This is a genomic window from Mesorhizobium huakuii, from assembly GCF_030160235.1.
Taxonomy (GTDB): domain Bacteria; phylum Pseudomonadota; class Alphaproteobacteria; order Rhizobiales; family Rhizobiaceae; genus Mesorhizobium; species Mesorhizobium huakuii.
In genome coordinates this window covers 1-21,242 of record NZ_BSNY01000045.1, presented here as the reverse complement: position 1 = coordinate 21,242, position 21,242 = coordinate 1, and the positions used below count along the sequence as shown (strand labels likewise).

The window sequence follows — 21,242 nt, the reverse complement described above, 5'->3', positions numbered from 1 at the left end:
CGTGCGGAGCGGGAGGCCGACTATTCGACGGCCTGGAGGTGGTCCGCCTCGTCGCTGTCGATGGTCACCGGCTTATCGGAGGGCGGATCCAAATCGTCGGCGAGGAAGGCCGGCAGTTCGGCGGCGTCGCCGTCGAGAGCCGTCTCGTCCGACCTGTCGTCGGCGACCGCATCACCAGCATCCACTTCATCGACCTCAAGGCGCAGTGGCTCAGGCAGCCAGTTCGATCCTTCGAGAAGACGGGCAGCTTCACGAGCCATGATATCCTTCTTCATGTGGTCGATCAGCTGCGCGGAGTCTGCGCCACGGGCTTCACGGACAGCCTGCAGGATCCGCGCCTTGGTGAGCCGCCCGAGGAACTCGACCGTGGGCGTCCATCCGGCGTCGACCATATCGAACTGGAGCGAGCGGCCAAGCACGTCTGCATGCACGAGCGCCTTCGCTCGCCTGTTCCAGGGTTCGACAACCGCATTGAGGGTCAGCGAGACACAGTGCGCGAACAGGGCCCTGCGGCTTGCTTCGTCGAGGCCGAAAAGGAAATCCCACAGGCCTTCCGCTTCATCGGGCAATTCGCGGTTCCAGGCTTCGTGCCGCTCGGAGATCTCCTTGGCCCAGGATGTCTCGGCAAGACCGTCGACCTGGCTGAAGCTGCTGCTCTTCAGGCTGATCTCCAGGCACGTGTCGGGCGCGAAGCGATAGAAAACCTGCAGGACGAAGGCATGGAGCGCGGCGACGAAGGCGATGTCGACGTCACCGGCGAGCGCGTTGCGCAGCGCCAGCGTCCGCTGCGCGGTCAGGTCGAAGACGAGCCTATCGGGCAGTGGCTTGATGCCATCGTCCTCGCCGTCATCGCCAGGGGCCTCGTTCACCGGCTTGCCGTTGACGATAACATCATCGCCATCACCGTTGCCATTGGATCGGGTTCCGCCGTCGGCAACCCCTTCCTCGACCTCATCGACTTCGCCGGTTTCGGTCCGCGGCTCGTCCTCGGACCGCACGAAACCCGTGTCGACCTGGAGCTTGCCATTCGCGGCAAGCGTAACGAACACACCGGCGATGGTCTTCTGGGTGGGATCGTAGCTTTGAGGACGATCATCGATCGCATCGAGCTCGGCTCCCAGCTGGTCGAGCTTCGCCTCGATTGCTTCGTCGGCATCCTCGGCCTTGGCATAATCCGCATCCAGCTTGTCATATTCGGCCTTCAGCGCGTCGTAGCGTTCGATCTCCTCGCCGCTGAGTTCCTGCGCCTCTGCGTAGATGCGCCGCATTCCAGCGGTGTGGCCGTAAGGAAAACTGATCGCCGCCTCGACCCATTTCCAGCCTTCGGCGCGTATCGCCTCGGCATCCACCTTCAGCCTGTCGAAGACAAGCTGCTCGAGAAGTGCGGCATCCTGGAACCAGCCGCCGGAATCCTGTTCGAACAGGTCGCGAAGGATGATGCCGCCAGCTGCTTCATAGGCCTCGGCGCCGACATAGACGGCCCGGCGATCATCGGCCCGCACCGTCGTCTCCGTCAGCAGGCGTCTGATGTAGTATGGTTCCTGCGTGTGCGAGCTGGAAATCCGCTCCCAGACCTGTTCCTGGCGCGCGTGATCGTCCGAGATCGAAAACGCCATTAGCTGTTCGAGCCGGATTTCGTCCTTCTCGTAGAGATCGAGAAGCTTCGGTGACACCGAGGCCAGCCGCAGGCGCTGCCTCACCGTCGCCGGCGATACGAAGAAGCGGGCGCCGATCTCGTCTGGATCGAGGCCCTGATCGCTGAGCGTCTTGAAGGCCCGAAACTGGTCGAGCGGATGAAGGTCGGCGCGCCGCAGGTTTTCGGCAAGCGAATCCTCCTCGGCCGAGGTCTCCTGCCCGCGGTTGACGATGCAGGGGATCGGCTCGTTCTTCGCCAGGCGCTTCTGCTTGATGAGGATGCCGAGCGCGAGATAACGCCGGCCGCCTGCGGGCACCTCGAACGTGCCGGTCTCCTCGCCCTCGCCGTCGAGCACGGGACGGACGTTAAGGCTCTGGATCAGCTTTCGCCGTCCGATGTCTTCGGCCAGCTGCTCGATCGACACCCCGTCCTTGATGCGCCGAACATTCTTCTGCGACAGCATTAGCCTGTCATAGGGAATATTCTCCGCGGCGTTCATCGCGATCTTCTGAATGGCGTTCTTTGCCATGGTCAGGTTCTCCATGACGGGCGGCCCGGGGCCTCTCCCCGAACCTCCAAGCCCGTCAGAACCCTCCCCTCCCCCCTCTGCCTCCAAGTCTCACGCCGACCCGGCCCCGGCTCGCGGATCTCGACGCGACCGAGCCGCCCGAGAGGGCCCCAGCATGTTGGCGTCACCGGGACGAAAAAAGCGCGGTCCTCTTGCTTCGGAGGACCGCGCTGGGATTGATGGAGATGGACTGGAGGCGAGGCCGGCGATGAGCGTTTTCGCTGCCGGCCTCCGCAGGATCAGGCGGCGAAATCGAGAAGCTTCTTGGCCTTGCCCTCCATTTCCAGGCGAACATCCTGATGCGGCTTGTCGCGCGCGACCCGCGTGATGCCCTGCACGAAATCAAAGATCGATTCCGGTGGTCTGCCTTCCTCCATGAGAACAGTATCGATGATCTTCGTGGTCTCGGACTTGGAGAAGCCGCGCTTGCGCAGGAAGCTCTGGCGATCGTCGTCGTCCCGAGCGACGATCCGTTGCCGCGCTGTCTTGATGCCGTTGACGAACGGCATGGGCGAGGAATCGGCAAACTGGATCAGGGCCGGCTCGGCCTCCAGGGCGAAACGGGAGGCTGCGTATTTTGAATGGCGGATGGTGATTTCCTCGAAATCTTCCACGCCCCACAGATTTCGATTCTGGCACACTGCGCGCAGATAGAAGCTGGCGATCCCAAGGGTGCGGGCTCCGACCTCGGAGTTCCAGCAATAGAAGCCGCGGAAGTAGAGATCCGGCTCCCCATTCGGTAGCCGCCCGGCCTCGATCGGGTTCAGATCGTCGACCAGAAACACGAAGATATCGCGATCAGACGCGTAGAGCGTCGTGGTGTCCCTGGAGATGTCGACGAGCGGATTGTAGATTCCCGTTGACCAGTCGAGCACACCGGGCACTTTCCAGCGCGTGTCGCCGGTACCGTTGCCGGCGATGTTTTGGACGGCGTCCACCAGTTCTGAATCGAATATTCTGCCGTAGTCAGGGCCCGTTACCGCTCGCAGCTCAATGCGTCCGTTCTCGATTTCAAGCGTCTTCACCTGCTCGGCACGGTGGTTGAGGAGACCATGCTGAAGGTTGATCGCCGCGAGCGGAGCAGGAAGCTGGCGAAGATAGGTGGCCGGCGCGCCGACCAGGCTGGCTAGTTGGCCAAAACTCCAATGGGTGGGGGCAACTGGGGCCGGCGCATCGGGTATCATTAGCCTCAGGCGCTCCGGGTCATCGCAGCTGGCCTCGACGCGGATCAGCTCACTTTCGACGACGCGGGTCTTGCTGCACTCCGATCGGCTCTTCACCGAATTCCGAAGGTCGGTGAGCGATAGGTATCGCTCGTCCACTGGCCGGTTGAACCATTCTGACGACACGCGGCCGATGCGTTGGCCGCGGCTGACGTCGACCTTGTAACCGGCACGCTCGTTGCGCTTGGGCGTGTGAATTTCCATCTGGGTCATGGGTGTCGCTCCTCGGCGGGCGCCGGAAGACTCTCTCCCGGACCTCTACCCGCCACCGCAACCCGCCCGCCCTCTTCCTCTCCCGGCATCCGCGCTCCGCTACAAGCGTCGCCGTCGCGGCAGCGGCCTCTTCAAGGCCTGCAACCAGGAAGGAATGCTCGACCTTCAGGAAAGCCAGAGCCTGGACCCGGTAGCAGTTCGCGGAAATTGGAGGCAACTGGTCTTGAGATTGGGCAATTGCCAGTTCTGTTCTGGCCCTAGCCAGAAATGTATGAATTGACCCAACGTCATGATACGCGAAGACCGCGTCATGGTCGGAATTGAAAGTCTAATGGCATGTCGAGCAGGTTCGTCCGGCCCGTGGTGGTGCAAGTTGGCCGGCAGGAGCGTGAGCGCATCATTTTCGACGTGAATGATGCAGCCGCGATCCTGCTGCGGAGTTTTCCTCATCAAACGACGAAGCGAAAACTGGCTATGGATGCATGCCTTCAGGTTCTGCGTGGTCAAGCTCAGACGCCCGTTGCGAGACGGGCCTTCGTTGCAGCGGCGTTGGAAGCCAAAATCCTACGCAGCGACTGAGGTCCAAATTGATAGTGGCCTCGATGGCTTCCAATGCGACTGGGAAAAATAGAGCTTCACAACAGCGCGGCGACCGGATTTCTAGAGCCCGCAGTAGAGGATCGAGTCCTGCTGTCGTGGGAAACAACCCGACATCCATCCGCTTGACTCGACAACGGTCAGGATGGCGGCAACATTTACCTCGATCGGAGATGGGATATGCGAGATTTGCCGAGCGGCATCGATGCTGACGTTGTGATTGAAGTCGGTCGGCTTCTCGATGATGCCGAGGATTTCCCGCCGTTGCCGGTGCACGAACTGGTCAAGCGGATTCGTACGACACTGCGGACCCGCCTTTCCGATCAGGACATCGAAAAACTGGTCGTCGAGATGGCTTCTAATCGTGGATTGCCCATTGTCTTCGACAAGCCTGCATGACCGGAGAGGACGGCCGGTCGTCGTCGCCCCAGTTTACCTGGCGCAAGAAAAAGGCCGGACTCGGGGCCCGGCCAGGTGTGAAGGTCAAAACCTCCAGAGGGGAACGCGCCAGACGAATGGGAGGAAACATTTGGCGCACCCGCCACATGGGTCAGCAAAGGCGACACTTCAACGACATGCCGTAGGCCACCAGACCTGTTCTCTTGGTGCACCGAAGCTTGCATGCCTAATGCGATTGCTGAAACGATATGGCTGGTTCAGCCAGCCTTGCTCAGGTTGCCGGCCGACGATTTGCCGGTCCGCCGATCCTGTTCTATCTCATAGTTGACCTTCTGGCCGTCAGCGAGCGTCGACAGGCCAGCGCGCTCGACAGCAGAAATATGGACAAACACGTCCTGTCCACCACCGTCGGGCTGGATGAAGCCAAAGCCCTTGGTCGCGTTGAACCACTTTACCGTTCCAGTCGCCATATAGGTATTTCCTTGCCGTAGGTGTCTACATATCTGCCAGGCCGACCGCACCGGCCGCCGCCGTTCTAGATAGATGCAGCAAATGGGCGTCATGGCAAGTCTGTAGCCTGTTTAAGGTACGTTGGCACCAAGCAGCGGTCCGCTGACCGCCGACGCCAGATCGAGAGTTGGCCAATGCCAGCATCGTATGATTGGGAACAGGACGCACGGAACACCTGCCCTGCGCTTGCGCCTTGTCGACCCAGATAGCCACCAAGTCCCCTTACCGGTCGGCGAAACCCAAGATCCATAAGGCCACATTGGCTTCGAGCTAGTCGCAAAGCGACAAGCTGCGGGATTGGCGATCGTCATCCGGTCATCCTCGCCGTCGCGCCGTTCGCCTTGAGCGCCGCCATCAGCATCGGCCCGACAGAGAACTGCCCCGCCGTCGCCTTTTCGGTCAGTACCCGCAAATAGCCGCCGGCCGAGTTGATGTGCTGCGCCCTTTGCAGGATGCAGGCAATCACGATCGCCGCGATCTCCGGGCCCATTACATGGCAAGCCTCCTCATACGCGGACGGCGAAACGCCTAGATATCCCCGCACCTGGGCGGCCGTTATCATGAGGTCGCGCCAATTGCCGATCCCGTCGACGGCGTAGTCGGTAATTTCGGGGCAAGCCTTCAGCACCATCCCCAGCGGGTATGTTTTCGGCGCCTCCGCGGTCCTCGTTCTGGGCTCGGCCGTCGCCCCGCTTTTCTCTAAAGCAGGTTCAAATTCAAAAATAGAGTCGGTATTTGAATCAGATTGCTGCCGCTCGTTTTGAGAGTCATTGCCGCTCGGATTCGTAGATTTCATATGAATTTCCAGCAGCTTATCCACTTCGTCATGCAGCGCGGCAAGCTCAGCTACGATCGGTTCGAGCTCGACAATGCAAGCTCGGCGCGGAATTGCCTCTACAACGCCGCGGAAACGCTTCCACAGGCCTCCCCAGTCGCCCGGGACATCTTCGTCAACGGCCGCTTCGATCAGCTTGTGGATGTCACGGCGGTGCAAGGTGATCCGCTCGCGCATAAGCCTGAGCGCCCGGTTACCGGCACGAACACATTCAGCCGCGGCCTCGAACTCGCAAGCACGGGCCAGCAGCGGAGCCAGGGAGAAGCCAAATGCTTCCTCGATCTCCCCTCCCCGGCCCTTGCGGGCGTAACGCTTGCCGTTCGGGCTATCCCGGCGGACGATCAGCCCACAATCAACAAGAGCCGCCAGGTGCCGCCTGACCGTGGGCTCCGGCATTCCGTGCGCCCTAAGCGACAGCTGTGCGTTTGAGGGAAAGACGATGAGGTCGTTTTCCTCACTCAATTCGCTGTCAGGATAGAATGATAGCAACGCGTTCAGGACGGCCAGCGCACGATCGCCAATGCCGACGATGCTCTTGCCCTCGCAGAGATTGCGGTAGATCTGCCATTTGTCGACCACCCTGCCCTTGGGAATTTCACGTGAATCGTTTTGCGCTGCCAGCATGGCAAGCGACATCGGCCGCCGCCCGAAGGGCGTCGTTGCAATACCCGTCTCCATTTTCTTTCACCCTCTATCAGGCAAAAGAAATCTGCTCGCCGAAACGACGCCACGACTCTTGACAGTGATTCGGGGAAATGCGATTCTCAGCTTGCGACAGACGAGAAGGGCTTCCGCGACGGTGACGTTCGGGGGCCTTTTTCTTTTGCGGTTTTAGTCTCCTGTTGATGCCTTCTCCGACTTCCTGAACGCCTCATAAAGCTTGCCCAGATTATCGGAAATCCACGTCCCAAAGCGGCTGCCATCCATCTCCTTCACGGCGATCGTGATGGCCTTGCCTGCCTTCTTGACGCTAACGCTAACTGATCTGTCCTCGGGGACCCAGGATTGTGCTTGGGCCTTCACCCCTGCCTTGCGAACCGGCTTCCCCTTCTCATTCAGTGTTGCTAGCAACCTTTCGAAGCGTTCGTTGCTTTCCAGCTGACCGAATTCTGGGTCGGATAAGATTGCATTAACCATTTCGGATTTCTTGCCGGCAAGCAGGGACAGCTCAACCCACCGCTCGCGGCCTACAGACGTAGCTGATCCAATCTTGCCGATCACAGATGCGGGAATTCTTGTGGCAACTGAAACCATCTTCGAGACTGCAGCGGCGTTCGAGGCCAATGCTGACGACATCACATCTCTGTCGTACCCCAAATCCTCGAGGCGTTTTGCGAACATCGCCTTCTCGATGAAACTGAGATTTGCTCGGGCGGAATTCTCCTGACCCTGGGCAATTACATGGGTCTTGTCGTCGATCTCCTTGACGACCGCCCTCACCTTTCGTCCCAGTTCGCGGGCAACTCGGACCCTGCGATGGCCAAAGACGATCATGTAGCGGCCGTCTGAGCTCGGATGCGGACGGACAAGTATAGGAGAATCCTGCCCTCTCTCCCGAATCGCTTCCAGCAGCTCTTGATATTGTTCAGCATCGTCGCCTATGCGGTCGGAAACGAACGAGCCGTCGACTGCGCTTGGGTCGAGTTCGACGACATGCTCCCCCTCAAGATACGCATCCGCTTGCTTTGCCAACTCGTTGACCGAGCGGATCATGGATTTTGATGCGCCGCGGATCGGATATGCCGCAGCGGAGGCTAATGAGGCCCCCTCGTCTGTCTCCGCTTCTACGAGGCCTGCAAGAAGATTCTTACGTGCCATATTCTACCTCCGATAGCGCGTAGTCCATTGAATACATTTGGCAAATATCCACTTTTGTCAGCAGACAAAGTCAGCGCCCCCATGCTTCATGAATCAAAGCTACGATTTCGCCGTTTACGACGTCCAAGGCTTCCATTGCCCGCTCGTATGTGGAACGGGTCATCGCATTCTTTTCAACTTCGTAGAGGGTCTGCTTGGTAATCCCCGCATCGGAAATCGCCGTTGATTTCAGCATCTGGTTCTTGAGAATGAATTCGCCGAACAGCGTATGCAGGAACGCCACCATCTGCGCTTGGGGCTGATCCGTGGGTTCGAATCGAGTCACAAGATAGCGATACCACTCCAGATTCACCTCCGCACCGGCCGCCCTGATCGGCTCCAGGATGTTCCCGAGCATCAGCAGAAACTGGCCCATGCTCATAACATCGAGCATCTGCGGATGGATCGTGATCAACACTGACGTCGCCGCGGTCAGTGCGGTGATCGTCAGGTAGCCAAGCTGCGGCGGACAATCGATAACTATGACATCGTAGCGATCGTCGACCTCCATCAATGCCTTCGAGATGCGCGTGAAAAACGCCCTGCCCACATTCGAAGACTTGTCCGTCATTGCCAGAGGTGTGTCGTATTCGAATTCCTGCAGCTCTAGGTTTGCTGGAACGATGTCCAAGCCCGGGAAATTCGTCGGCTTGATGATTTCCGAGAGAGGCACCCTCTCATCGTCGTAACGAATCGCGTCGTAAAGCGATTTCGTCTGGTCGAGTTCAGGTTGGAACCCGTGCAACGAAGACAGCGACGCCTGCGGATCGAGATCGACTGCTAGGACACGGTGCCCGGTAAGCGCAAGATATTGGGCGAGGTGCGCCGCGGTAGTGGTCTTTCCGCTGCCCCCCTTGAAATTAACAACAGCCAAGATCTGAAGCTTCTCGCTCGGCCGCCGATGGGGAACATACATGCGGGCGTCGGATCGACCGTACTGGTCGAGATACTGGCGCAGCTCAAGCATCTGTTCAGCGGTGTACGAGCGCCTGCCCGACGTCGAGGTCTCAGGCACCGGTCCCTTCCCTTCCAGATGCAGTTTCTTCAGATGGCTCTGGGAAACTCCCAGATACGTGGCAACCTCGGCCAGGGAGAACGACCGAAGATTCTTCTTTGCATGGGGAGGGAAGCGCTGCATCGAAAGCAGGTGCAACTTCTTCGATATCTGGTCGCCCTGATCGAGAATGCTTTTCTCAAACAGCAGCGGGATTTTCGTGGGCAAGGGCGAACTCACGTTCATTCGATCGAGACTCTCTAAAAACGATTTTTGACGCGAAAGCGCCAAGCAACCGTCATTATGTCCGATTCGTTCGCTCGGGCAAGAAATTTAAAGTTAACAAAAGCTTAATGATGTCGGCCCAGTATCACATCATCCGATTCATGGAACTGAATATGCTACACAATTTGTCAATTTTGTCTGCGGACAAATCCGGTTTATCCAAGCGTCAAGGCACCAATCCCTGACTTCCTTTGAGCGACCCGCACCGGTGCCAGAGCCTGATAGGTGAACAAGGACATTCAGCTTCTGCTCAAACTCGACCGCCCTTCGACCGACGCTGCTAAGCCGCCATGTTCTCCTTCTTCGAAGCTAGCAAGGCTCAGCTGATGGCTCGTCCAAGGAGAAGGTGCAGCTCTCATCAGCCCGTCGCCATCGCGGCTCTGCAGATAGCCGTCGATTGTCAGGACGGAATGATGATGTCGGACTTGCGCACTCCGGACAAAAATGTGAACAGCGCTCATCGCCCAAACCCGTTGAAGCGGGGATCGAGAGACCCGAACAAATGCCAACTCGCGTCTTGGGGAGACCGCTTCGACGAAAGGCCTACTCAAGCGATGCCGCCGTAGCTTTTGCTTCCAACCGAAACGCTAGCTAGCAGCGCGTAGCCGCCTCGGGGATAGGGCTTTTCAGAGACCCGACGCCTTGGTGAGGTTGACGCGGAACCGATCGCGTCGGCGCTGATATTTGCGGGTCATTTCGACCGAGGCGTGGCCGAGTTGCTTTTGTACATAGCGCTCGTCGACCTCGGCTGAGGAAGCGAGGCCAGCGCGCAACGAATGCCCAGAAAACTTTTGGCCGCGCTCGCCCTCGGAAAGATCCCCGCGCACGCCGGCGGCCAAGGCCGCCCGTTTGACCAGCCGCGCCACCTCCTGATCGTTGAGCCGCTCGGCTCCCACCGCTTTGCCCTGACCGGTGACGCGGCGAAAGAGGGGGCCATGCGCGATACGGGCCAGCTTCAGCCAGGTCTGCAGGGCGACGACCGGGCAGGTGGCGTCGGACGAGCCGCGACCAACTTCGACCTCGCGCCAGCCGGTCTTGCCCCGCAACGTCACCAGCACGCCCTTGTCCGGGAAAAACTCAATCCAGCCGCGGCCGTCCTCGGTCTGATCGCGCGCAACATCAAGGCCGACGATTTCGGAGCGGCGCAAGCCGCCGGTGAAGCCCAAAAGCAGCATGGCGCGGTCGCGCAGACCGCGCAGCGTGCCACGGTCGAGCGTTTCCAGCATGGCGACAAGATCGTCGCGCAGGATGGCTTCCTTTTGACGGGGAGGGGAGGCGTGTTTGTTGCGGATGCCGGCGAGCACGGTGGCGATATGCCGGTCCTTCCGGTCGAGCGGTTGACCGCGTTGCGCATAGTTCCAGGTCAGCGACGAGAGGCGGCGCTCGATGGTCGCCACCGACTTCTTGTCCCTTGCCGATCCCGAGGCTTGGGCCGTGATGTAGAGGCCGACGATCTGTGGGTCTGGCGGCAGCGGATCAAACGACTGGCGCCGGCACCAGGCGCAAAAATGCTTCCAGTCGGCGGCATAGGCGCGACGGGTGTTTGTCGAGCTCGCCGCCTCGACATAATCACGTGCCCGGTCGGCAAGCTTTTCGAGATGCGCAGGCAGTGAGGCTTGTCGCGAATCCAGGACCTGCGGGGGAGGGGAGGGGGCCTCATCCGGGCGCCCCATCTCCATGACGACGTCGACAATGTCAGGCAGGTCGTCGGTGTCGATCGCCTCGAGCGGCGTCATGAAATTACGGGCACTGCCCATTGGGGGGTCTCGTTCATTGGAATGTCGCAACGTGCGATTCTGAGAGCACAACGTGCGACCAAAGCGCCGGATTGTCCACCGCGAGACGCTTGAGGAATAGCCCCGAGATTTGCATCCGGTCGCGTACGATGACCGGCTGGGTCCGGCTATCGCATCACTGGGCGACGAGCCATGTCCGATCCCAGAGATGACACTCTCAGGGCCCTCTCTCTCCGTGCCGATCTTTGCTTGCATGGTCAACATTCTTTATCTTTCGTTCAACACAGGAGACTCCGGGATGAGCAATCGTGGCGCGACGGCAGCCGAAAGCGAGGAGCGGATCGCCCACACCCGCAACCTACTGGTGCTTGAGCAGGCGAGGGCGGTCGGCCTTCTTGGCGCGGCCAAGACCACACGGCTTTCCGGCAGGGTGCCGTTGGAATTGATCGAGGCGGCTAAGAAGCGCGCGCATGTGACTTCCGACACCGAACTGCTTGAGCTCGCCTTGTCGCGGCTGGCCTTCGAGGACGATTTTGGCGCCCGGCTCGTGGGCCGCACGGGCAGCGTCCCCGCGGACATCGATCTTGGCATTTGATCTCATGACCGCACTGCGTTCCCTAAAACCACAGCGGCGTATCGCCGGGTGGGAACGGCGACCAGATCACGTCCCGTCCTGGGCAGGGGAGGGCCCCTCACCTTATTGGTCGGCGCCGGATCAGGGCCTTCCCTGCCCATCGCGAGAAGATCTCAACGATGACGGGCAATTCATCGTCGGCTTCGTCCGCCATAAGTCAGTACGGTTGCGACACCATTGAATTCCATAGCACCAAGTGCTATCTTTCGTCATGCCCGATCGCATATTTAAGACAGCATGGTTCGCCAAGGCGGCGCGCAAGGCACGGCTTTCGGATGCAGCGCTTACGCGGGCAGCCAGGGAGGCCGCTCAGGGCAAGGCGGACGATCTCGGCGGAGGCGTTTTCAAGAAACGGCTCGGTGACAATCGCTTTCGATCGATCCTGCTCGCCAGGAGCGGTGAGTTTTGGGTTTACGTCTATCTGTTCGCCAAACAGGACAGGGCGAACATCGATGATGACGAATTGCGTGCGTTTCGCGAGCTTGCGGCGCTCTACCGGCGCAAATCCACCGCGGATCTGGCCGCGGAATTGAATGCTGGAGCTTTGATGGAGATTGGCGATGGCGATTAGACGAAAATTCAAAAGCGACGCCTTCGAGGCGATCCACAGCGCGGTGGAAGGCATGGTGCGCGCCGGCACGGTCGACAAGCAGACCCTGCGCTCCTTCGACGAAGCCTGCCTGTCCCGGCCGACGATATTCGACGCAAAGAAGATAAAGGCGCTGCGCGAGCGCAATCACGTCAGCCAGCCGGTGTTCGCGCGCTATCTCAACACGTCGGAATCGACGGTGCAGAAGTGGGAGACGGGTGCCAAGCGGCCGAGCGGGCTGGCGCTGAAGCTTCTGTCGGTGGTTGAAAAGCACGGTTTGCAGGTGCTGCAGTAGGCATTTTAAAAAACGAATGATAATGCAATCTTATCGATAGTGATTGTTTTCGCCGCTGGAACCGCTAGAATTCACGCGATGCACGGCCGCAACGGCCCCAGAACCCCCCCTGGAAGGTCCCCTCGATGCCAGAAGTGCCCCCTGCCCGCACCGGCGGCCGCAAAAGCACCGAACTGGTGGCGCGTCGCGCCGAAGCACTCGACGCACTCGATTCCGTGCTGCCATTCGACCGCCGCGACTTTCTCGCTGGCCTTTTGACCGACGACGACGTCGCAACCCTGCGCCATCTCGCCAGAGAAGGGATCGGTGCAAATTCGCTGCGGGCGCTGGCCTCAGACCTCGGCTATCTCGAGGCCTGGTCCCTCGCCGCGACCGGTCTTTCGCTGCCCTGGCCGGCGCCGCAGGCGCTGCTGATCAAATTCGTCGCGCACCATCTATGGGATCTTGCGAAACGCGAGACCGATCCGGCGCACGGCATGCCGGTCGACGTCGCGGCGACGCTGAAATCCCAAGGCCTTTTGCGCAGCGACGGACCGCACGCGCCCGCCACCGTGCGCAGGCGTCTGTCGAGCTGGTCAACCTTGACCAAGTGGCGCGGTTTAACAGGAACGTTCAATGCGCCGGGCCTGCAGAGCGCCATAAGACTGGCGGTGCGCGCCAGCGCCCGTCCGCGCGGCCGCAAGAGCAAGAAAGCCGTGACCGCCGACATTCTGGCCGCCCTGCTCAACACCTGCGCCGGCGACCGTCTCGTCGACATGCGCGACCGCGCCCTGCTCATCACCGCCTTCGCCTCCGGCGGCCGCCGCCGCAGCGAGATTGCTTCGCTCAGGTTCGAGCAGATCGTCGAAGAAGAGCCGGTGCCGGCCGATCCCAAGGTTCCGGATTCTTCGAACATGCTCCCGTGCCTGTCGATCCGGCTCGGCCGGACAAAGACGACACAGGCCGACAGCGACGCCTTCGTGCTGCTCGTCGGCCGGCCTGTTCTGGCTCTGAAAGGCTGGCTCGAGCGCGCCGGGATCGCCGAGGGCGCCCTATTCCGCGGCATCGACCGTTGGGGCAATCTCGAAACCCGCGCCCTGACGCCGCAGGCCGTCAATCTGATCCTGAAGCGCCGCGTCGCCGAGGCCGGACTCGATCCGGCGGCGTTTTCCGCCCATGGCCTGCGCTCTGGCTATCTCACCGAAACCGCCCGCCGCGGTATTCCGCTGCCCGAAGCCATGCAGCAGTCGCAGCACCGCTCAGTGCAACAGGCCTCCAACTACTACAATGACGCGGAACGGACCCTCGGGCGGGCGGCGCGGGTTCTTGCCTGACCAAGATCGTGCTTACCGATGAGGGGTTTGAAGCTTGGGAGCGCCTTTCCGAGATCTAGTAAGCGCTGATTCAAGACTATCCGATATACCGCTTGTTTAAGTGAATTTACTAGGCAAGGGCCGGGAGGGGTTCGATGGCTACGCGAAAGGCAAGAATTCTGATTCTATGCAAGACATACCCATCGCCAAGCAGCAAATATTCCGAGACTTCTTGCGTGGCAGGGATGGAAGACAACGGACATCTGATCCGCCTTTTTCCGGTGCCCTTTCGTCTGATAAATGACGATCAGCAGTTCAAGAAATGGCAATTCATCAAAGCCACGATCGAGAAGGCCAAGGACGACCACCGACCGGAAAGCCATCACATTAAGGTCGACACGATCGGCAGGGATGGTCCCCCTGTCTCAACCAAAAACGCATGGGCAGAACGTTGGGCCTTCTTAGATAAGGCGAGAATCCACGACGAATTTTCGGCGCTTGAAGCGGAACGTGTATCGACCGGTCACACCTTGGCGTTTCTGCGTCCCTCGAGGATTTTGGCAGTCGATGTTACGCCATCGTCGAACCCGGATTGGACGTCACAGGAACGGGACAAGCTTCTGAAGTATCAACAGCAGGCTGGCCTATTCGATGCAGCTGATGCTCGAGCAATTAGAACGCTTCGCAAACTCCCGTTTGAATTTCACTATCGCTACCGCTGCGACGTTGGAGGCGTCCAGGCAGAGTATCGGCACAAAATCGCGGACTGGGAGGCAGGCGCTCTTTTTTGGAATTGCCGAAAGAACTATGGCGAGAAGTGGGAGGCCCCGTTCCGAGAAAAATTGGAAAGCGTTTTGCCAGCAGCTGACCTGATTTTCTTGATGGGCACGATCCATAGGTTTCCCGATCAATGGCTAATAGTCAGCCTGATTTATCCCCCTAAGCGGCCACCGCTCCGAGAGCGTCAACAATCTCTGTTTGATCTGTGAGATGGGATATCGCTGCGCCGGTTTTATCGGCCACGGCCCGAGCAACATATGTCCTATGGCAGAACCGATAGTCTGCCTCAAAGCATACAAGACAGGCGTTTTTTGATCGTGTGAGTTTGGCTACTTCTTCCACAGATTGGTCTTGGCCGCCCAAATACTGGAGAAATCCGGCCGTATAAATCGACCAGCTACCATCCCGTTTGTACCTGTCGCGAACGTTCTTTGGACACCCCATCGCCTTTGCGTGGGTGTATGAAATTCCGGCCGATGCAAGAGCCTGCTCAAATGAGGTTTTCGAGAATCCACGTTTCCGCGAAAGTGGCGTGGCGCGGACGTCCACGACAAGATCGATTCCGGCAGCCTGAAGACGAGCAATGAAGCGATCGATGGTCAGCCCTTCATATCCGAACGTGTAAATGGACTTGGTCATCGGTCTGCCTCCTTCGTAATCACCATATAGCTTGAGCGACAAAATCTGAAAGATCGCATTAAGGACCTGGTGTGATTGCGCGGAAATGCCACCGTTCCATCATGTTCGCCCCTCAAACTCCTCCGCCAAATTCCGGAGAACGAAAGCAACGGTATGAGTGGTGAAACGTGGCTGGATGAAGCTATCACGGCGGACTCCAGTGCCCTCTCAGTTATCCGGCCATCCTGGTCGGTGACCCATTAGCTTTCAAAGCAGCCATCAGCATCGGCCCGACCGAAAACTCCCCTGCCCTAGCCTTATCGGTCAGCACGCGCAGATAGCCGCCCGCTGAATTGATGTGCTGCGCCCTTTGCAGAATGCAGGCGATCACCATTGCCGCGGTTTCCTGCCCCATCACATGGCAGGCGTCCTCGTATGCGGAAGGCGACACGCCGAGATAACCGCGCACCTGGGCCGCCGTGACCATTAAATCGCGCCAGTTGCCAATCCCGTCGACGGCGTAATCCGCAATTTCCGGGCAGGCCTTCAGCACAATCCCTAGCGGGTATGTTTTCGGAGGCTCTGCGGTCCTCGTCCTTGGCTCGGCCGTCGACCCGCTTTTTTCCAAAGCAGGTTCAGATTCAAAAATAGAGTCGGTATTTGAATCAGATTGCTGCCGCTCGCTTTGAGAGTCATTGCCGCTCGGATTCGTGGATTCCATATGAATTTCCAGCAACATATCCACGTCGTCATGCAACGCGGCCAGATCAGCCACGATAGGTTCAAGCTCGGCAATGCATGCACGACGCGGAATTGCCTCCACAACGCTGCGGAACCGCTTCCACAGGCCTCCCCAGTCGCCCGGCACGTCTTCCTCTACGGCCGCCTCGATCAGCTTGTGGATATCCCGGCGGTGCAGCGTAATGCGTTCCCTCATAAGCCTGAGCGCCCTATTGTCGGCGCGAACACGCTCGGCCGCCGCCTCGAACTCGCAGGCACGGGCCAGCAGCGGCGCCAGGGAGAAGCCAAATGCTTCCTCGATCTCCCCTCCTCTGCCCTTGCGTGCATAACGCTTGCCGTTCGGGCTGTCCCGTCGGATGACTAGCCCGCAGTCCACAAGAGCCGCCAGGTGCCGCCTCACTGTGGCATCGGGCATTCCGTGCGCCCTGAGGGACAGCTGTGCGTTCGAGGGAAAGACGATGAGGCCGTTTTCCTCACTCAGCTCGCTGTCAGGATGGAATGATAGCAACGCATTCAGGACGGCCAGAGCGCGATCGCCGATGCCGACGATGCTCTTGCCCTCGCAGAGGTTGCGGTAGATCTGCCACTTGTCGACGACCCTGCCCTTGGGGATCTCACGTGACTCGTTTTGCGCTGCCAGCATGGCAAGCGACATCGGCCGCCGCCCAAAGGGCGTCGTTGCAATTCCCGTCTCCATTTCTTCCTTCGCCTTCAATTAGGCAAAAGAAATCCGTCCGCCGAATCGACGTTTAAAACTCTTGACACTGATTCGCGGAAATGAGATTCTCGAAGTGCGATCTACGAGAAGGGCTTCCGCGACGGCGACGTTCGGGGGCCTTTTTCTTTTGCGGTTTCAGTTCTCCTGCTTCGACTGCCAATCGGCATAGAGGTCATCCAGCCGGTCGGTAATGTATGCGGCAAAGAGCGGCCCATTGACCGCGCCAATAGCGATTGTGGCGGTCTTTCCGTTGGCTTTCAGCGAGACGCGAACCGATTTGTCATCGGGGGCCCAGGATTTGAAAGCGCCGATGCTTTTGGGCGTCTTCTCAAGCTTTGTTGTCAGGGCATCGACCACTGCTTGAAAGCGTCGATCGCTCGAGAGCGCCTTGGTTTCTGGTTCCGACAGCGATGCCAGCACGTTTTTGACGTTTGCCTTCGGCAACAGCTCGGCGAGTTCCATCCACCGCCGACGGCCGATCTCAGGCGCAGCACCTATTGCTTCGATCAACTCGATTGGCACCTGCCTCACAACCGAGGCCATTTTCGACAGAGCCGCCTTATCGATCCCGAGGGCCGCCATAATGGTTTCTCGGGAGAACGAGCGGTCTTCCAAGCGAACTGCAAAGAGTGCTCTCTCTATGTATGAAAGATTGGTCCGGGCATTGTTCTCCTGCCCCTGGCTGACGACGAGCTGGTCGTCGGAAAGTTCCCGGACGACCGCACGGACCTTGATCCCTAATACCTTGACGGCCGCCAGTCTCCGATGGCCGTAGGCGACCTGATACCGCCCCCGGGCGTCTGGATGAGGGCGCACAAGAATCGGCACCTGTTGTCCGTGGTCCTTGATTTGCTCGCCAAGCTGGGCAAGCTTGACGGCATCGATGCCAATGCGATCGCTGACGAAAGAGGAATCAACGAGGGCTGGATCGATCTCAATGATCGTTTGCCCTTCGGCTAGCTGCTTCTCGATATCCTGCGCGCGTTCGAACTTCTGCGTAATGTTGCCGAGGGTCTTGGTGATCCCACCAATGGGAGTGTTCCGCACAGCAGGAGGGACGAAGCCTGCGATCGGTCTCGCAGCCGTCATGGGCGATGAAGTTTCAGTGGCTTGGTTATCAACCGAGACCTCAATGAGATTCTTGCGGGCCATTATTTCCTTCCCCAAGTCGCCTTCAACAGGCCTTCGATTTCCGAATTGACCTGGTTCAAGGACTCCATTGCGCGGTCGTAAGTTCCCCTCGTGAATTGCGACCGCTCGACTTCATAGAGGGTCTGCTTTGTCACGCCGGCGTCGGATATCGCCGTCGATTTGAGCATGGGGTTATGAAGCATCCGATTCCCAAAGATGGCGCGCATGAATCCAGTCATTTGGCTCTGCGGGCCGTCATTCGGCTCGAAACGTGTCACAAGATAGCGCATCCAGTCGTAGCTGGTGCGTCCCCCTGCCCTTTCCACGACAGCCATCAACTCGCTGGTCATCGCCAGAAATTGGCTCATCGACATCACATCGAGCATTTGTGGGTGAACGGTAATGAGAACCGATGTCGCGGCACAAAGCGCCGACATCGTCAAAAAGCCCAGTTGCGGGGGGCAGTCGATAATGACCACATCGTACAGGCTTTCAATGTCGGTCAGGACTTCGCCGATCCGGGCAAAGAACATCGATTCCGCCGATCCAGCCATAATCGCTTTTGGGGTCTCATGCTCGAATTCCATCAATTCGAGGTTGCCCGGCACAATGTGCAAATTCGGCGTGTATGTCGCCCGGACAATCTCTGAGAGCGGTCGCGGTTCGTCGTATCGGATAGCGCCAAAGAGCGTCTCGCCCTCGCCAACATCGAGTTCTGGCTGATGGCCGAACAATGCCGATAGCGAGGCTTGCGGGTCGAGATCAATCGCAAGCACCTTGTAACCCCTGAGTGCCAGATACTGGGCCAGGTGCGCGGACGTGGTTGTTTTTGCGGAACCCCCTTTGAAATTCATGACCGCAATCACTTGAAGTTTCTCTCCAGGACGGCGGTTCGGGACATATTTGGGTGACCCGTTCTTTTCGTCGAGAGTCTGCCGAATCCGCCCCATGTCGTCCGGCGTGTACATGCGCCGACCGTTAGCCAGCGGCTCTGGCCCATAGCCTTCGGAAGCGACCTGCCTGAGATATCCTTCTCCGATGCCTATGTAGTAGGAGGCCTCGGCCGGGCTGAAATTACGAATCGCCTTCTGAGAATTCGGAGGAAAAATCTTCTGCTGGTGCAACTGCAACTGACGTGACAGTTCGAGCGAATCCGCCGACAACATGGACGGCAGATGCTCCTGTACACCGCTTTGAATGGAAGTCTGTAACATCCTGAGCCCTCGAACTGCGCAATTAATGCTAAGATGCGATAAACTGCGCAGTTACAATAAGACCCGATTCGTTACGAATTTACAAACGCTTAACCCTGATGCCGTTTCGAGCTTAGTTGTCCGCGGACAACTCACAGGAATGTGCAGGAGAACACCTCAGACCGAGCAGTGGTTGTCCGCGGACAACCAAATGCAAGTCACGTGAAACGACGAAGGTTTCGGGAACGGCCCCGACTCCTGGGATAGCGCCGAAGTCCCCCGCCGCCATTCGGATAACCGCTTCTTCTTAGGCGGTTCCCTGTACGGCGCCCGGCTGCAGGGCGGTGAGATACTCAGCGACGGCCTGCGCCTTGGCAGCGGCCGTGATGATGGCCCTCTTGTCATTCTTAAGGACAGCGAGCCAGTTCGCCAGATAGGCGGCTGTGTCGTCGCGCGGATCATGCGCCACGCCCAGGTCGGCACACAGGAACGATGCTGCGAGCTCCGCAACGAGCTCCTCGACGGCATAGCCTTCACTGCCGAACCTGCCGGTCAGATCGCGGTCCAGGCGATGCTTTGCGCCCGACCAATGCGAAACCTCGTGCAGCAAAGTCGAGTAAAGGTGAACCTCGCTGTCGAAACGCCCGCGGTCCGGCATAAGGATGTCGTCGATGCTGGGCCGGTAGCAAGCTTTGGTGCCACCGTAGTTGACGCTTGCGCCGGTGTTCTGGACGAAGCTTTCGACGGTCTCGATGTGCGGAACCGGATTGCCCGGCAGCTCCTCGGCCGGACTGAAGAACCGATCCGGCATGTTCTCGATCTGCTCAATATTGAAGACGGGGTAGCCCTTCAGATACGGAACCGCGCGGTCTTCGTCGTCTTCGTGATCCTTCGGAGTGAACGTGCCGTACTTGACGACAAGGGTTCCTTTTTCGCCCTTGCGGACCTGACCGCCGAAGTCCTGGGCCTGCCGGTAGGTCATCCAGGTATTTTCCTCGTAGCCGAACGTCTGGCCCGCGACCCACAGCATGATGACGTTGATTCCGCGGTAGGCTTCGCCGGTAGCGCGCCGCGGAATGATCGCGTTGCGGCGGGCATTGCCGCGCCAGGGGCGGATCCACGGCTTGGTACCGGCTTCAAGCTGCTCGACAATGGTGTCCGTGATGCGCTGGTAGGTGTCCTTGATGCTCTGCATGACCGTCTCCATCCGTTGGTTGACGGCAAAGACCGGAGATAGCCGAAACGAGCCCATGCACCCGTAGGGCCGCAACGGAGAGGAGGACCGCGCCAGCGGTTGCATGGGGGAGGGGCTGTCGTAGCTTGTCCGTCAAATCACCCAACGGATGGAGACGGCCGGCCGCATCGAACGCGCCGGCGGTCAACTACGGTCTCTGAGCAAGCCGCCTGCGGACGCTGTCACCGTTCGCGGTCATCGCTATCGCGCTCACGCGCTCGCTGCGCCGCGATATCCGTCTCGATGGCCAGCTCGGCAGGCGGCGTGCCTTGCAGGGTCGCTTCGGCTCTTTCGGCCTGCACGGGCGCCTCGATGGCCTGTGGCTCACGGCCAAGGCGGGAAAAGTCGGATCGGGCGGTGAAGGTGACTTCCGCTTCATCATCCGGCAGTCGTTCGGGGAGGTCCGCGCGATCGACGGCGATGATCCGTTCGTCCGTGACGATGCTGGCGACGCGGTCGTCGTGCCCGAGCACCTGGCCGGCCACTTCTTCGCCTGGGCGGGCCGTGCGGACGTTGTGCTCAAACGGATTCTCGCCGCGCGCCTCGAGGTCGGAAAACGCGGCGCGAAGGGCTTCGCGGCGGTTCGGGTCTACCGCGTCCTCGAGCACATGTTTCATGGCCGCACTTGACGGGTCGTTCGTGGTTTCGATCGAGGCCTCGATCATGCGCGGCTTGGAGATGATCGTGAAATCGACCTCATGGCCGTAGTGACGGCCAAGCTCGGCGATGAACGCCTCCTGCGTGCGTCCGTTGCCCTCGCGAAAGGGATGTACATAATTGAGCTCGGCCATCACCTGGCCCGCACGCTCGGCGAACTGCTCTGGCGTCGAGCCGCGCAAGACATCGGGATCACGTATAGCCTTCAACGCCTCGTCGAGCCCCATCTCGATGCGGGAGCCGTGCAGAAATGCGATGCCGCCTTTGGAGAGCCCACCGATTGGCTCGACGCGCCGCCCGTCGACGATCGGGCTTTCGTTGCGCGTGTGGCCGGCCCATTCGTAGACGTCCTGAAAGATGTGGTTGTGAATTGCCTTAATATGCGCCTTGTCGAATTTTCCTTGCGGACCGTCGCCTTCGGCAATTTCCGCCATGCGGAAGGCCGTGGCGCGGCGTTGGTGCGCGGATATGAAATCGAACGCATTTCGATCATTAATGTAGTTGGTT

Annotated in this window: 20 protein-coding genes; 7 read left to right on the top strand and 13 right to left on the bottom strand. The window is 59.5% G+C overall.

What is annotated here, in order from left to right; translation table 11 throughout:
* Window positions 1-20: 20 nt before the first annotated feature.
* Complete coding sequence (locus QQK95_RS21990; RefSeq protein ID WP_091586065.1) at window positions 21-2,165, bottom strand: ParB/RepB/Spo0J family partition protein; 2,145 nt, start codon at window positions 2,163-2,165, stop codon at window positions 21-23.
* A 278-nt stretch (window positions 2,166-2,443) separates the two neighbouring features.
* The gene (locus tag QQK95_RS21985) at window positions 2,444-3,640 is read right to left on the bottom strand and encodes a DUF932 domain-containing protein (RefSeq protein WP_091586061.1); all 1,197 of its coding nucleotides are present in this window, start codon (window positions 3,638-3,640) and stop codon (window positions 2,444-2,446) included.
* 336 nt (window positions 3,641-3,976) lie between these two features.
* Between QQK95_RS21985 and QQK95_RS21980 the strand changes: the two genes are divergently transcribed.
* Together QQK95_RS21980 and QQK95_RS21975 are read left to right on the top strand one after the other, a co-directional pair.
* On the top strand, window positions 3,977-4,219 hold the full coding sequence (locus QQK95_RS21980; protein ID WP_038654395.1) for a DUF982 domain-containing protein: 243 nt from the start codon (window positions 3,977-3,979) through the stop codon (window positions 4,217-4,219).
* Between the two features lie 198 nt (window positions 4,220-4,417).
* The gene (locus QQK95_RS21975) at window positions 4,418-4,636 is read left to right on the top strand and encodes a hypothetical protein (protein ID WP_038654392.1); all 219 of its coding nucleotides are present in this window, start codon (window positions 4,418-4,420) and stop codon (window positions 4,634-4,636) included.
* Window positions 4,637-4,893: 257 nt separating this feature from the next.
* On the opposite strand, the gene QQK95_RS21970 is transcribed toward QQK95_RS21975, so the two are convergent.
* From QQK95_RS21970 to QQK95_RS21950, 5 genes are all read right to left on the bottom strand, one after another.
* Complete coding sequence (locus tag QQK95_RS21970) at window positions 4,894-5,106, bottom strand: cold-shock protein (RefSeq protein ID WP_057143290.1); 213 nt, start codon at window positions 5,104-5,106, stop codon at window positions 4,894-4,896.
* Window positions 5,107-5,453: 347 nt separating this feature from the next.
* Window positions 5,454-6,659 (bottom strand): plasmid replication protein RepC, encoded by a 1,206-nt coding sequence (repC, locus tag QQK95_RS21965; protein WP_091586063.1) that lies wholly within the window; start codon window positions 6,657-6,659, stop codon window positions 5,454-5,456.
* Between the two features lie 153 nt (window positions 6,660-6,812).
* The gene (repB, locus tag QQK95_RS21960) at window positions 6,813-7,799 is read right to left on the bottom strand and encodes a plasmid partitioning protein RepB (protein WP_038654384.1); all 987 of its coding nucleotides are present in this window, start codon (window positions 7,797-7,799) and stop codon (window positions 6,813-6,815) included.
* Window positions 7,800-7,869: 70 nt separating this feature from the next.
* Window positions 7,870-9,078 (bottom strand): plasmid partitioning protein RepA, encoded by a 1,209-nt coding sequence (gene repA, locus QQK95_RS21955; RefSeq protein ID WP_038654379.1) that lies wholly within the window; start codon window positions 9,076-9,078, stop codon window positions 7,870-7,872.
* A gap of 665 nt (window positions 9,079-9,743) precedes the next feature.
* Window positions 9,744-10,874 carry a site-specific integrase gene (locus tag QQK95_RS21950; RefSeq protein WP_051726982.1) on the bottom strand — a complete coding sequence of 377 codons (1,131 nt, stop codon included), beginning with the start codon at window positions 10,872-10,874 and terminating at the stop codon, window positions 9,744-9,746.
* 277 nt (window positions 10,875-11,151) lie between these two features.
* Between QQK95_RS21950 and QQK95_RS21945 the strand changes: the two genes are divergently transcribed.
* The 5 genes from QQK95_RS21945 to QQK95_RS21925 all read left to right on the top strand — a co-directional run bounded on the left by QQK95_RS21945 (window position 11,152) and on the right by QQK95_RS21925 (window position 14,652).
* On the top strand, window positions 11,152-11,448 hold the full coding sequence (locus QQK95_RS21945) for a hypothetical protein (protein WP_038654668.1): 297 nt from the start codon (window positions 11,152-11,154) through the stop codon (window positions 11,446-11,448).
* Window positions 11,449-11,698: 250 nt separating this feature from the next.
* The gene (locus QQK95_RS21940) at window positions 11,699-12,058 is read left to right on the top strand and encodes a type II toxin-antitoxin system RelE/ParE family toxin (RefSeq protein ID WP_038654666.1); all 360 of its coding nucleotides are present in this window, start codon (window positions 11,699-11,701) and stop codon (window positions 12,056-12,058) included.
* Entirely contained in the window at window positions 12,048-12,371 is a 324-nt protein-coding gene (locus QQK95_RS21935; RefSeq protein WP_038654663.1) for a helix-turn-helix domain-containing protein, read from the top strand. The genes QQK95_RS21940 and QQK95_RS21935 overlap by 11 nt, the downstream gene beginning before the upstream one ends.
* A gap of 125 nt (window positions 12,372-12,496) precedes the next feature.
* On the top strand, window positions 12,497-13,684 hold the full coding sequence (locus tag QQK95_RS21930) for a site-specific integrase (RefSeq protein ID WP_284276540.1): 1,188 nt from the start codon (window positions 12,497-12,499) through the stop codon (window positions 13,682-13,684).
* A gap of 134 nt (window positions 13,685-13,818) precedes the next feature.
* Window positions 13,819-14,652: a hypothetical protein gene (locus QQK95_RS21925; RefSeq protein WP_284276539.1), complete on the top strand. Its 834-nt coding sequence runs from the start codon at window positions 13,819-13,821 to the stop codon at window positions 14,650-14,652.
* Here the strand turns inward: QQK95_RS21925 and QQK95_RS21920 are convergent.
* The 6 genes from QQK95_RS21920 to QQK95_RS21895 all read right to left on the bottom strand — a co-directional run bounded on the left by QQK95_RS21920 (window position 14,603) and on the right by QQK95_RS21895 (window position 21,232).
* Window positions 14,603-15,082, bottom strand: a complete 480-nt coding sequence (locus tag QQK95_RS21920) for a DUF488 domain-containing protein (RefSeq protein ID WP_182574645.1) — start codon at window positions 15,080-15,082, stop codon at window positions 14,603-14,605. The two genes, QQK95_RS21925 and QQK95_RS21920, sit on opposite strands and share 50 nt — an antisense overlap.
* 211 nt (window positions 15,083-15,293) lie before the next feature.
* Window positions 15,294-16,499 (bottom strand): plasmid replication protein RepC, encoded by a 1,206-nt coding sequence (gene repC / locus QQK95_RS21915; RefSeq protein ID WP_284276538.1) that lies wholly within the window; start codon window positions 16,497-16,499, stop codon window positions 15,294-15,296.
* Window positions 16,500-16,655: 156 nt separating this feature from the next.
* Window positions 16,656-17,672: a plasmid partitioning protein RepB gene (gene repB, locus QQK95_RS21910; RefSeq protein ID WP_284276537.1), complete on the bottom strand. Its 1,017-nt coding sequence runs from the start codon at window positions 17,670-17,672 to the stop codon at window positions 16,656-16,658.
* The gene (gene repA / locus QQK95_RS21905) at window positions 17,672-18,865 is read right to left on the bottom strand and encodes a plasmid partitioning protein RepA (RefSeq protein ID WP_284276536.1); all 1,194 of its coding nucleotides are present in this window, start codon (window positions 18,863-18,865) and stop codon (window positions 17,672-17,674) included. Before repA (QQK95_RS21905) ends, repB (QQK95_RS21910) begins: the two co-directional genes overlap by 1 nt.
* A gap of 286 nt (window positions 18,866-19,151) precedes the next feature.
* Entirely contained in the window at window positions 19,152-20,039 is an 888-nt protein-coding gene (locus QQK95_RS21900) for an ArdC family protein (protein ID WP_284276535.1), read from the bottom strand.
* 221 nt (window positions 20,040-20,260) lie between these two features.
* Window positions 20,261-21,232, bottom strand: a complete 972-nt coding sequence (locus QQK95_RS21895; RefSeq protein WP_284276542.1) for a Fic/DOC family protein — start codon at window positions 21,230-21,232, stop codon at window positions 20,261-20,263.
* Between the last annotated feature and the right edge of the window lie 10 nt (window positions 21,233-21,242).

Coding starts and splice junctions, on each gene's coding strand:
- QQK95_RS21990 (WP_091586065.1), bottom strand. CDS start 2,165: ATGGCAAAGAACGCCATTCAGAAGATCGCGATGAACGCCGCGGAGAAT.
- QQK95_RS21985 (WP_091586061.1), bottom strand. CDS start 3,640: ATGACCCAGATGGAAATTCACACGCCCAAGCGCAACGAGCGTGCCGGT.
- QQK95_RS21980 (WP_038654395.1), top strand. CDS start 3,977: ATGTCGAGCAGGTTCGTCCGGCCCGTGGTGGTGCAAGTTGGCCGGCAG.
- QQK95_RS21975 (WP_038654392.1), top strand. CDS start 4,418: ATGCGAGATTTGCCGAGCGGCATCGATGCTGACGTTGTGATTGAAGTC.
- QQK95_RS21970 (WP_057143290.1), bottom strand. CDS start 5,106: ATGGCGACTGGAACGGTAAAGTGGTTCAACGCGACCAAGGGCTTTGGC.
- repC (WP_091586063.1), bottom strand. CDS start 6,659: ATGGAGACGGGTATTGCAACGACGCCCTTCGGGCGGCGGCCGATGTCG.
- repB (WP_038654384.1), bottom strand. CDS start 7,799: ATGGCACGTAAGAATCTTCTTGCAGGCCTCGTAGAAGCGGAGACAGAC.
- repA (WP_038654379.1), bottom strand. CDS start 9,078: ATGAACGTGAGTTCGCCCTTGCCCACGAAAATCCCGCTGCTGTTTGAG.
- QQK95_RS21950 (WP_051726982.1), bottom strand. CDS start 10,874: ATGGGCAGTGCCCGTAATTTCATGACGCCGCTCGAGGCGATCGACACC.
- QQK95_RS21945 (WP_038654668.1), top strand. CDS start 11,152: ATGAGCAATCGTGGCGCGACGGCAGCCGAAAGCGAGGAGCGGATCGCC.
- QQK95_RS21940 (WP_038654666.1), top strand. CDS start 11,699: ATGCCCGATCGCATATTTAAGACAGCATGGTTCGCCAAGGCGGCGCGC.
- QQK95_RS21935 (WP_038654663.1), top strand. CDS start 12,048: ATGGCGATTAGACGAAAATTCAAAAGCGACGCCTTCGAGGCGATCCAC.
- QQK95_RS21930 (WP_284276540.1), top strand. CDS start 12,497: ATGCCAGAAGTGCCCCCTGCCCGCACCGGCGGCCGCAAAAGCACCGAA.
- QQK95_RS21925 (WP_284276539.1), top strand. CDS start 13,819: ATGGCTACGCGAAAGGCAAGAATTCTGATTCTATGCAAGACATACCCA.
- QQK95_RS21920 (WP_182574645.1), bottom strand. CDS start 15,082: ATGACCAAGTCCATTTACACGTTCGGATATGAAGGGCTGACCATCGAT.
- repC (WP_284276538.1), bottom strand. CDS start 16,499: ATGGAGACGGGAATTGCAACGACGCCCTTTGGGCGGCGGCCGATGTCG.
- repB (WP_284276537.1), bottom strand. CDS start 17,672: ATGGCCCGCAAGAATCTCATTGAGGTCTCGGTTGATAACCAAGCCACT.
- repA (WP_284276536.1), bottom strand. CDS start 18,865: ATGTTACAGACTTCCATTCAAAGCGGTGTACAGGAGCATCTGCCGTCC.
- QQK95_RS21900 (WP_284276535.1), bottom strand. CDS start 20,039: ATGCAGAGCATCAAGGACACCTACCAGCGCATCACGGACACCATTGTC.